Source organism: Chelativorans xinjiangensis, assembly GCF_009812055.1.
GTDB classification, from domain to species: Bacteria; Pseudomonadota; Alphaproteobacteria; order Rhizobiales; family Rhizobiaceae; genus Chelativorans; species Chelativorans xinjiangense.
In genome coordinates this window covers 192,776-203,309 of sequence record NZ_WQNH01000005.1, presented here as the reverse complement: position 1 = coordinate 203,309, position 10,534 = coordinate 192,776, and the positions used below count along the sequence as shown (strand labels likewise).

13 protein-coding genes are annotated in these 10,534 nt (G+C 65.4%); 9 read left to right on the top strand and 4 right to left on the bottom strand.

Translation table 11 applies throughout. The features are described 5' to 3' along the window. Positions 1-304: 304 nt before the first annotated feature. Genes GM910_RS06175 through GM910_RS06165 form a run of 3 tightly spaced genes read right to left on the bottom strand, consistent with a single transcriptional unit; the run spans position 305 to position 1,638 of the window. Positions 305-778 carry a hypothetical protein gene (locus GM910_RS06175; protein WP_246225869.1) on the bottom strand — a complete coding sequence of 158 codons (474 nt, stop codon included), beginning with the start codon at positions 776-778 and terminating at the stop codon, positions 305-307. Further along, positions 745-1,146 (bottom strand): hypothetical protein, encoded by a 402-nt coding sequence (locus tag GM910_RS06170; protein ID WP_159586629.1) that lies wholly within the window; start codon positions 1,144-1,146, stop codon positions 745-747. The genes GM910_RS06175 and GM910_RS06170 overlap by 34 nt, the downstream gene beginning before the upstream one ends. 9 nt (positions 1,147-1,155) lie before the next feature. After that, positions 1,156-1,638: a hypothetical protein gene (locus GM910_RS06165; RefSeq protein ID WP_246225868.1), complete on the bottom strand. Its 483-nt coding sequence runs from the start codon at positions 1,636-1,638 to the stop codon at positions 1,156-1,158. Positions 1,639-1,969: 331 nt separating this feature from the next. Between GM910_RS06165 and GM910_RS06160 the strand changes: the two genes are divergently transcribed. After that, the gene (locus tag GM910_RS06160) at positions 1,970-2,668 is read left to right on the top strand and encodes a corrinoid protein (RefSeq protein WP_159586628.1); all 699 of its coding nucleotides are present in this window, start codon (positions 1,970-1,972) and stop codon (positions 2,666-2,668) included. A gap of 91 nt (positions 2,669-2,759) precedes the next feature. Here GM910_RS06160 and GM910_RS27135 read toward each other — a convergent pair whose 3' ends face one another. After that, on the bottom strand, positions 2,760-2,888 hold the full coding sequence (locus GM910_RS27135; protein WP_246225867.1) for an entericidin A/B family lipoprotein: 129 nt from the start codon (positions 2,886-2,888) through the stop codon (positions 2,760-2,762). A 122-nt stretch (positions 2,889-3,010) separates the two neighbouring features. Here GM910_RS27135 and GM910_RS06155 point away from each other — a divergent pair, with 122 nt between their 5' ends. The 8 genes from GM910_RS06155 (at position 3,011) to GM910_RS06120 (ending at position 10,527) form a co-directional block, all read left to right on the top strand. After that, positions 3,011-3,586 (top strand): DUF1638 domain-containing protein, encoded by a 576-nt coding sequence (locus tag GM910_RS06155; RefSeq protein ID WP_425482653.1) that lies wholly within the window; start codon positions 3,011-3,013, stop codon positions 3,584-3,586. 56 nt (positions 3,587-3,642) lie between these two features. Beyond that, a complete protein-coding gene (locus GM910_RS06150; RefSeq protein ID WP_159586626.1) occupies positions 3,643-4,236 on the top strand; it encodes a DUF4893 domain-containing protein in 594 nt (197 codons plus the stop codon). A 74-nt stretch (positions 4,237-4,310) separates the two neighbouring features. Further along, a complete protein-coding gene (locus GM910_RS06145; RefSeq protein ID WP_246225866.1) occupies positions 4,311-4,958 on the top strand; it encodes an exopolysaccharide biosynthesis protein in 648 nt (215 codons plus the stop codon). Between the two features lie 115 nt (positions 4,959-5,073). Continuing rightward, positions 5,074-5,376 carry a virulence factor gene (locus GM910_RS06140; protein WP_159586625.1) on the top strand — a complete coding sequence of 101 codons (303 nt, stop codon included), beginning with the start codon at positions 5,074-5,076 and terminating at the stop codon, positions 5,374-5,376. Further along, positions 5,363-5,962, top strand: coding sequence for a methylenetetrahydrofolate reductase C-terminal domain-containing protein (locus tag GM910_RS06135; protein ID WP_159586624.1), 600 nt, complete (start codon positions 5,363-5,365; stop codon positions 5,960-5,962). The genes GM910_RS06140 and GM910_RS06135 overlap by 14 nt, the downstream gene beginning before the upstream one ends. Next, the gene (locus tag GM910_RS06130) at positions 5,959-7,053 is read left to right on the top strand and encodes a methylenetetrahydrofolate reductase (protein ID WP_159586623.1); all 1,095 of its coding nucleotides are present in this window, start codon (positions 5,959-5,961) and stop codon (positions 7,051-7,053) included. Before GM910_RS06135 ends, GM910_RS06130 begins: the two co-directional genes overlap by 4 nt. A 179-nt stretch (positions 7,054-7,232) precedes the next feature. Beyond that, entirely contained in the window at positions 7,233-8,216 is a 984-nt protein-coding gene (locus GM910_RS06125; protein ID WP_159586622.1) for a methyltetrahydrofolate cobalamin methyltransferase, read from the top strand. Positions 8,217-8,469: 253 nt separating this feature from the next. Next, positions 8,470-10,527, top strand: a complete 2,058-nt coding sequence (locus GM910_RS06120; RefSeq protein WP_159586621.1) for an ASKHA domain-containing protein — start codon at positions 8,470-8,472, stop codon at positions 10,525-10,527. The last annotated feature ends 7 nt before the right edge of the window (positions 10,528-10,534 follow it).

Here is a 10,534-nt window from a genome sequence, read left to right as displayed (position 1 = left end):
CGCCGGGCCGCCGCGCCGCCGCGCTCCCCGCGGCCGCCGCGACCGCGCCTGCCCTCGCCCGCCTCCGGCATATCCTGGTCCATCGGCACGTTCTGGTTCATCGTTCTCATCCTCGATGCGACGCCCGCTTCGCCCTCATGCAGGACGAAACGCTCTCCAGTGGTGCGATCCTGACAGATGGGCACCATCTGTTTGGGTCAGACCACGAGCGCATCGTATCCAGCCAAGCGGCGGCAAACGTTCCGCAAGCGCCAGACCGTGTCGCATTGAGAGCGTTGGCCGGCGCGGATCGCAGTCGGTGCGGCTATTTGCGGTCGCCGGTCGTCCAGCCCTCGCCGCTCGCCCAGTCGGCGTCGTTTTGCGCGGCCTCGCTCATGCGCGGATCGAGGCCGCGCTTGAGAAGCTCGACCTCGAGCTCGAGCCGCTGCAGTTCGAGCTGGTAGAGGCGGTCGCAGTCCAGCCTCGGGGGCTTCCTGCCCATCGGCACGACGACCCGGCCATAGGCCGAGAGCGTGCTGGAATCGTTGTTGAGGCCGCCGCCCACAACGCCCGAATCGAGATAGGCGCCACGCCCTCCCATGGAAGACCGGCATGTCGTGCCGTCAGCCGCCCTGATTTCGTCGAAGCCGCTTGGCATGGCGACGCCCGGCAGGTTCAGCCCCGTCTGGTTCTGGTTGATGATGTACTGGCCGCTGTCGGCCAATGCGGCGCCCGGCACCGGCCAGCCCGCGAAGAGCGCCGCACTCAGCGCAAGCGACGGGCGATGAAACGTCCGCATATCTGGGCCTTTATCCTGGTTTTCTCGTGTGGAAAGGGAACGCTCTCGGTACACACCCTGACGCGCCTTTGACCTCTACCGTCGAACTTCACCACGACGACCACCGGACGCGAGGCGCGGCTTCCAAGCATGATCCTGCCGGGCGAGACCTTCGCCGCGACCGGGCGGAAGTGCTCGTCGTAGACGCGCACTTCCACCTGGATGCGATGCGGGTAGGGATTGTAGGGGCTGACACGCACGGCGAAATCGTCCGTGAAGCTGGTGATTTCGCCGCGCATCGGTGTCATCGACTGCGCCTGCGCCTGGCTGGCGGCCATAAGCACCGCCAGCACCGCTGCGATTCCCCCTCTCCCACCGCGTGCATCCATGGTTCGGTCCTATTCGCAGGTAACCGTAACTTCGGCCGTATAGTTGCCCGCGGAAAAGGCCCCGGCCGATTTCGTTGCCGCCAGGTCGACATCGAGGTTGGTCAGTCCCAGGCCAAGCGGCGAGGTGACCGAACCGACGACGTCGAGCAGCGAGGTCACGCCGTTGGCGCTGTAGCTCGAAGCGAACGTGACCGAATCATTGCCGCCGGCGGGTGCCGCGACGAACGTGACCGGCGCGCTGGTGGAGACTTCGAAGCCTGCTCCCGTGGTCAGGATCGTGGCCGTGCCGGAAGACCCGCCAGCTTCGGTGGAGCTCAACATCGTATAGTCGGCGCTTGCCGCCAGCGTACCCGGTGTTCCGATGGTGATGAGGCAGGTCGAAAGGACGGAGCCGTTGAATATGACCGTCCCATTGACCGCACCGGCCGACTGAACTGCGATCGCGGTGAGGAATGCGGCGCCGGCAAGCGGCTTTACCAGAGGTCTCATCATTGTCTTCTCCATATCAAGACGATGCATGCCCCCCGGAAAATATAGCAGCCACCTTGTAACCGGTCTCGTTAATTAAACCTTAAATTGTATATTCCCTCATGCCGATGTACATGAAATCAGCTAATTGCATGAAGAACCTCTATGAAGGCTGCGTGTAAAATATCTACCTTTGATTGTGCATACGGCGTCACATCCGGGATCGGCGGGAGCAGGATTTCCAGTCGCTTTCCTTTTGCATCGCGTCGCAATTCGGCTATGGAAGCTTGCGAAAAGCGGATTATGTACGTCCGAACATGCATTTGGTCGAATTGCGCACGGCAGGAGCCAGCGAATGTCCGATGACGAAATCATCCTTTCCGAGCTGCCAGACGACGAACTCGCGCAGCAGATGCACGACGACCTTTATGACGGGCTGAAGGAAGAGATCGAGGAAGGCACGCGCATTCTCCTCGACCGCGGATGGGCGCCCTACGAGGTGCTGACGCAGGCGCTTGTCGAAGGCATGCGCATCGTCGGCGAGGATTTCCGCGACGGCATCCTCTTCGTGCCGGAGGTGCTGCTATCGGCCAACGCGATGAAGGCCGGCATGAACATCCTGCGCCCGCTCCTCGTGGAGACCGGCGCGCCCAAGCAGGGCAAGATGGTCATCGGCACCGTGAAGGGCGACATCCACGACATCGGCAAGAACCTCGTCGGCATGATGATGGAGGGCGCCGGCTTCGAGGTCATCGACCTCGGCATCAACAATCCCGTCGAGAACTATCTCGACGCCATCGAGAAGCACCAGCCGGACATCATCGGCATGTCGGCGCTTTTGACCACCACCATGCCGTACATGAAGGTGGTCATCGACACGCTGAAGGAAAAGGGCATCCGCGACGACTTGATCGTGCTCGTCGGCGGTGCGCCGCTCAACGAGGAGTTCGGCAAGGCCGTGGGCGCCGACGCCTATTGCCGCGATGCGGCGGTGGCGGTCGAGACGGCCAAGGAGCTGATGAAGCGCAAGCACAACCTGCAGGCGGCGGTGTAGCATCCGCACGGCTTCCGGCAGCTCGGGTGTCCGAACCCCGCTGCCGCGCTCGCGCCCGTGAGATCGAGACGCGGAAGGGGCCGAGCCCGTCTCAGTCCGTTGCGTCCCTGATCGCGTGGCCGGTTTCTTTGATGTCTTTTCCGACCCCGCGTATTGTATTGGCGCAGGCGGAGACCGAAATTGCCAAAAGCGCGGCAAGGACGAGGTGAAGGAGCTTCATGATCGGATATCCTGTTCGCATGCGATGTTTGTGACTGGTATTTCCAGCGGAAGATGCCAATGCCAACCCAAGGCAATACACAACGTATAACCACTGATAAAGTTCTCGTGATCGCCTGCGGGATGATCGCCCGCGAGGTCATCGCCGTGCGCGAGCGGCTGGGGCTCGACCATCTGGACCTCACTTGCCTGCCGGCGGAGTTCCACTACCGCCCCGACCGCATTGCGCCCGCCATGGACAAGGCCATCGCAGAGGCCAGGGAAGAAGGCTACCGCCACATCTTCGTCGGCTATGCCGATTGCGGCACGAGCGGCCGGCTCGACCGCGTGTGCGAGAAGCACGGCGTCGAGCGCATTGCCGGGCCGCACTGCTTCGCCTTCTATCAGGGAGTGGAGGCCTTCACCGAGATCGGCGAGGGCGACATGCTGTCCTTCTACATGACCGACTTTCTGTGCCGGCAGTTCGAGGCGTTCTTCCTGAAGCCGCTGCGCATCGACGAGCATCCGGAGCTGATCGAGGATTATTTCGGCAACTACGAGAAGCTCGTCTATCTGGCGCAGACCGACGATCCGGCGCTGGAGACGGTCGCCCGCGATGCGGCGAAGCTGCTCGGCCTGTCCTACGAGCGCCGCTTCACCGGCTACGGCGACCTGGCCACCGCCCTCACCGGCGCGGCAGGCAAGGCGCCGTTGGGATGAAGCCCCGCCACCACAAAAAGGCTCCAATCGGCGGCTTGTCTGGCATGATGAAGACAATGCCCGCCGGGCCCGCCGGTGCCCTCCTCGCTTTCCTTGCGGCCGCCCTCCTCCCGCTCCCGGCGCTTGCCGACGGCGAGATCCTGGACATCATCACGGACGCCGACACCGCCCGCCTCGACGCCTATGAGGAAACGCGCGAGACGGCGGTTGCCGAGGCCAAGGCCGGCGGTGCGCCCGAGGCCGTGGCCGTTTTCGAGGAAATCGTCTCCCGCCCTGCCCTCTCCTTCGAGGGCTTCGACATGACGGGCGACTGGCAGTGCCGCACCGTCAAGGCCGGCGGGCTCGCGGCACTTGTCGTCTACGACTGGTTTCGCTGCCGCGTCGGCGACGACGGCTCCGGCTGGATGCTGGAGAAGCTGTCGGGCTCGCAGCGCACCAAGGGCCGCTTCTTCACCGACAGCGATACGCGGCTGACCTATCTCGGCGCCTATTTCGTCGCAGGCGATGCCCCGCCGCCCTACGGAAGCGGGCCGGAGACGGACCAGGCCGGCTATGCCTTCCGCAGCGGCGAGGAACGCTGGCGCATCGAGTTTCCCGCGCCGGCGCGCGAATCCAAGCTCGACATTCTCGAGTTCCGCCGGCCGCAATAGCTTGCTCCGCCTGTCATGAAGGCTTAACTGCGGCAGAAGAAGATGCTTCCAGACAACACGGCAGGAAAACGGATGTGAAGGCGGAGGGAACGGGTCTGGGCATGGTGTCGGGACGGGTTGCCGGAGGCCTGCCGCCGCGCCGCCTGTCGACGATCTTCGAGGAGATGGCACGCGAGGCCGAGGGCACGGTGACGGTGGAGCAGCTTCGCCAGGCACTGGGCGACCGCAGCTTCGCCACGCTTCTGGTATTCTTCTCCTCCATCAATTTGCTGCCGCTGCCGCCGGGCAGCACGCTGGTGCTGGGCATTCCGCTTCTGCTTCTGGCTATCCAGATGGTGTTTGGCCGACGCACGGTCTGGCTGCCGCGCTTCATTCTTCAAAAATCGCTGAGCGCGTCGCAATTCCGCGGTATGAGCGAGCGGCTCATTCCCAGGATCAAATGGGTCGAGCGGCTCATCCGCCCGCGCTACTGGCCCTTCGCACGCGACCACGCAGACCGCTTCATCGGCGTCATCGCCCTTATCCTGGCCATCGCCGTGACCCTGCCGATCCCGCTCGGCAACTGGTTTCCGGCCTTTTCCTGTGCCCTCGTCGGGCTGGCGCTTTCGGAACGCGACGGCGTTCTTCTGGCGGTTGCCGTGGCCAGCGGGACGCTTTCCCTCATCGTCATTGCCGTCGTCATCGGCGCGGCCGGCGTGCTCGCCAGCGCCCTGATGGGATAGCCGCCTTGACGCCCGGCGGCGGGCGTCGTTTTTGAAGGCACGCGCGTCGTCGCGCAGCAAGCGGGCTCACGGCGCTTGCGGCAATGCTCCAACTCAAGCAAGGGAACGAAGGCAAATGGCCGATCTGATCGTGGTTTACTGGCGCGACATTCCTGCACAGGTCATCGTCAGGAAGGGACGCAAAACGGCCAAGCGCGAGCTGCCCCTGCGCTTCACCGAGGCGATCGACATGTGCGCCATGCGCGTCGGCGCGCGCGACACCGACGCCTATCTGGCGGAATGGCGGCGCGGCGCGCCAGAGCCCGTGAGCGACGACCTCGAGGCGGAGGCCGACAAGGCGCTTGCGGCCATCGAGCGGGAATTTCCCGACGAGCAGCTGAAGGCGCTCGTCAAGGCAGGCGGACATGTCGAAGAATGACAAGCCTTTAGCGCGGCAATCCGGCGTCACGCAGGCGTCGCTGGTCAGAAAGGCGCGCGCCCTTCTGGCCTACAAGCCGGCCGACGTCTCGCCCCAGCGCCGCGTGCAGCGGCGCTACACGATGCGGCTGTGGTCGGTGCGCCATTCCCGCTTCCTCGAATGGTTCTACGCCCGCTTTGCCGACGTCTTCCTGACGCTGCATCCGGTTTGGAACGCAATCGGCTACCGCCGCGCCGAAAAGCCGGTGAAATTCGTCGAAAGGCACGTGAAGGGCTTCATGTTCGACTGCCGCATGTGCGGCCAGTGCATCCTTTCCTCCACCGGCATGTCGTGCCCCATGAACTGCCCCAAGCAGCTCAGGAACGGCCCCTGCGGCGGCGTGCGCGCCAACGGCAATTGCGAGGTGGAGCCGGACATGCCCTGCGTCTGGGTCAAGGCATGGGAAGGCGCGCAGAAGATGCGCAACCACGACGCCATCCTCGCCGTGCAGAAGCCCGTCGACCAATCGCTGCGCGAGACGTCGGCGTGGCTGCGCGTCACCGCAACTGCCGCCGCCGAGCGCGAAAAGGCACGGGAGACCGCATGAGCCGCCCCCGCCAGCCCGACGAGAACCCGCACGGCGTCGACCTGCCGCTCGACCCGCTGCCCGGCCATTCCTCCCGCGGGCGGCTGGAGCGCATCCTGAGACGCGGCGAGTTCGCCGTTACCGCCGAACTTAACCCGCCCGACAGCGCCAACGCGCAGGACGTCTACGAGCGGGCGGCGGTCTTCGACGGCTGGGTGGACGGCATCAACGCCGTCGATGCCTCCGGCGCCAACTGCCACATGTCCTCGATGGGCATCTGCGCGCTTCTGACCCGCATGGGCTACGCGCCGATCATGCAGATCGCCTGCCGCGACCGCAACCGCATCGCCATCCAGGGCGACGTTTTGGGGGCGGCGGCGATGGGCGTCGGCAACATCCTGTGCCTGACGGGCGACGGCGTGCAGGCGGGCGACCAGCCGGGCGCAAAGCCGGTCTTCGACCTCGATTGCATGTCGCTTCTGGAAACCGTGCGCACCATGCGGGACGAGGAAAAATTCCTCTCCGGCCGCAAGCTCTCGACGCCACCCGCCGTCTTCCTGGGCGCGGCCATCAATCCCTTCGCCCCGCCCTACGATTTCCGCCCCTTGCGGCTCGCCAAGAAGATCGCCGCCGGTGCGCAATTCGTGCAGAGCCAGTACTGCTTCGATGTGCCGATGCTGGGGGAATACATGAAGCGCGTGCGTGACATGGGGCTCACCGAGAAATGCTTCATCCTTGTCGGTGTCGGGCCGCTGGCTTCGGCCAAGACGGCGCGCTGGATCCGCTCCAACGTGCCCGGCGTGCATATTCCCGATTCCGTCGTCGCCCGCCTCGAAGGGGCGAAGAATCAGAAGGAAGAGGGAAAGCGCCTGTGCATCGACATCATCAACGAGGTGAAGGAGATCGATGGCGTTTCCGGCATCCACGTCATGGCCTACCGGCAGGAGGAATATGTGGCGGAGATCGTCCACGAATCGGGCGTCCTGAAAGGCCGCCGCCCATGGACGCGCGAACCGGGACCCGACGACGCCCTGGTGGCCGAGCGGCTGGACCACATTCTGGAAACGCCGAGCGAGAAGCCGACCGACCTGGTGAAGGACGCGGCGGGGTGAAAGAGGGAGTGAGTGGTGAGTAGTGAGTAGCGAATAGGATGCACGTTTCAGCGCCGCCTACCCACCACCTCGCTGCCATGTTCCCTACTCACTACTCTCTATTCACTACTCACTCCCCCCGCTTGAAACCAACGAGATAACGATATAAAGAAGTCTTTATATCCTTTGGAGGACTGTGAATGACCCGCACCATCGTCGCCTCTGCGACCAAGGAAGTCGTCATCGGCTTCGATCAGCCCTTTTGCGTCATCGGCGAGCGCATCAACCCGACCGGCCGCAAGAAACTCGCCGCCGAGATGGTGGCCGGCAATTTCGAGACGGTGAAGAAGGACGCGCTCGACCAGGTCGCCGCCGGCGCCACCATGCTCGACGTGAACGCCGGCGTGACGGCGGTGGACCCGAACGCGACCGAGCCCGATCTTCTCGTTAAGACGCTTCAGATCGTCCAGGGCCTGGTGGACGTGCCGCTCTCCATCGATTCCTCCGTCTCGGCGGCCATCGAGGCGGCGCTGAAGGTGGCCAAGGGCCGGCCGCTGATCAATTCCGTCACCGGCGAGGATGAGAAGCTGGAAGCCATCCTGCCGCTCGTCAAGAAATACGACGTGCCGGTGGTGGCGATCTCCAACGACGAGACCGGCATTTCGGAAGACCCCGACGTGCGCTTCGAGGTGGCCAGGAAGATCGTTCAGCGCGCCGCCGACTACGGCATCCCGGCGCACGACATCGTCGTCGACCCGCTGGTGATGCCCATCGGCGCCATGGGTACGGCCGGCAAGCAGGTTTTCGCCCTTCTGCGCCGCTTGCGGGAGGAACTGAAGGTCAACACCACGTGTGGCCTTTCCAACATCTCCTTCGGCCTGCCGCACCGCCACGGCATCAATGCCGGCTTCATCCCCATGGTCATCGGCGCCGGCATGACCAGCGCCATCATGAACCCCTGCCGCCCGCAGGAGATGGAGATGGTGCGCGCGGCGAACGTTCTGAACGGCACCGACCCCAATTGCCACACCTGGATCATGACCTATCGCGATCACCAGCCGGCGGCCTCGGGGAACTCCGGCGCTTCCGCCGAACCTCCCAACGGAAACGGCAATCACGCGGCCTCCGCCGGCCGCCGCCGCGGCGGCCGCGAGGCGCGCATGGCGCGGACCGGGCGGGGGTAGAAGCCCATCAGGAGGTGATAGTGCTCTTTCGCGCCCCCCTCTGGCCTGCCGGGCATTCGCCCCACGCTTCCGTCGTCATCCCGGAAGCCGGAGCGGAGCGGAGGCTGTCCGGGACCCATTCCGGCGCGTGGGCAAGTCACGGAATGGATCCCGGCTCGCGGGAGCTACGCTCCCTTGGCCGGGATGACGCGCAAGGCGTGGGGGAGATGCTCGGGGACGCAATGCTTTGCGACCATTCAAGGTCGCTCGCCCCATGAACGCCCCGCCCAACATAACCGACCACCTGGTCCTCTTCATGCCCTCGGGCAAGCGCGGGCGTTTCGCAAAGGGCACGACCATCCTCGATGCCGCGCGCCAGCTCGGCGTCTATGTGGAGAGCGTGTGCGGCGGGCGGGCGACCTGCGGGCGCTGCCAGATCGAGGTGCAGGAAGGCCACTTCGCCAAGCACAAGATCTCCTCGTCCAGGGACAGCATCTCCCCGGTCGGGCCGAAGGAGGCGCGCTACGCGGAAAAGCGCGCGCTGCCGGCCGGCCGGCGCCTCTCCTGCTCGGCGACCATCGAAGGCGATCTCGTCGTCGACGTCCCGCAGGATGCCATCGTCAATGCGCAAGTGGTGCGCAAGGACGCCGACCAGAGGGTGATCGAGCGCTATCCGGCAGTGCAGCTATGCTATGTCGAGGTCGACGAGCCCGACATGCACAAGCCGCTGGGCGACCTCGACCGCCTGAAGGCGGCGCTCGGAAAGGACTGGGGCTTCAACCGCCTGGAGGCGGACGCTCATCTTCTGAGCCAGGTTCAGGGCATCCTGCGCCAGGGCGAGTGGGCCGTCACCGCCGCCGTCCATCACGACGACGAGGCAGACGCTGCGCGCATCATCGCGCTGTGGCCGGGGCTGAAGAACGAGGCCTACGGGATCGCCTGCGACATCGGCTCGACCACGATCGCCATGCACATGGTATCGCTCCTGTCGGGCCGCGTGGTGGCGTCGGCCGGCGCATCGAACCCGCAGATCCGCTTCGGCGAGGATCTGATGAGCCGCGTCTCCTACGTCATGATGAACCCGGACGGCAGGCAGGCCATGACCAAGGCCGTGCGCCAGGAGGTCTCCAAGCTCGTCGACAAGGTGGCGACCGAAGGCGGCGTGGAGCGCACCGACATCCTCGACGCCGTCTTCGTCGGCAACCCGATCATGCACCACCTGTTCCTCGGCATCGACCCGACGGAGCTCGGCGGCGCGCCCTTCGCGCTCGCCGTTTCCGGCGCGGTGAAGGCGCGGGCAAGCGACTTGCGCCTGAACCTCAACCCAGGCGCACGCCTCTACATGCTGCCCTGCATCGCCGGCCATGTGGGCGCGGACGCGGCCGCCGTCACCTTGTCGGAAGGCCCGTATCGCCAGGACGAGATGATGTTGATCGTCGATGTCGGCACCAATGCAGAGATCGTGCTGGGCAACCGGGAGCGCGTGGTCACCGCCTCCTCCCCCACCGGCCCCGCCTTCGAGGGCGCGGAGATCTCCTCCGGCCAGCGCGCCGCCCCCGGCGCCATCGAGCGCGTGCGCATCGACCGCGAGACGCTGGAACCGCGCTTCCGCGTCATCGGCTCCGAATTGTGGTCGGACGAGCCGGGATTTGCCGAGGCCGTTCAGGCGACCGGCGTCAGCGGCATCTGCGGCTCCGGCATCATCGAGGTGATCGCCGAGATGTATCTTTCCGGCATCGTCTCCGAGGATGGCGTAATCGACGGCGCGCTGGCCGAAAGGAGCCCGCGCATCTTCTCCGAGGGCCGCACCTTCTCCTACCTGCTCCACGAGGGCGAGCCGCGCATCACCGTGACGCAGAACGACGTGCGCGCCATCCAGCTTGCCAAGGCCGCGCTTTATGCCGGCACCAAGCTCCTGATGGAAAAGCAGGGGGTGACGACGGTCGACACCATCCGCTTTGCCGGCGCCTTCGGCTCCTTCATCGACCCCACCTACGCCATGACGCTGGGCCTGATCCCGGATTGCGAACTCGACAAGGTTTCCGCCGTCGGCAACGCCGCCGGCACCGGCGCGCGCATGGCACTCTTGAACCGCAACCACCGCCGCGAGATCGAGGAAACGGTGCGCAGGATCGAGAAGATCGAAACCGCGCTCGAGCCGAAGTTCCAGGAGCACTTCGTCTACGCCATGGCGCTGCCCAACAAGGTGGACCCCTACCCGAAGCTTGGCCGCCAGGTGACCCTGCCGCCGCGCAAGGTGCTTAGCGATGGCGGGACGGAAGGGCCCCGCCGGCGCTCACGCGAGGAACGGGCGGCACGCAGGCGGCGATAGCCGCCTG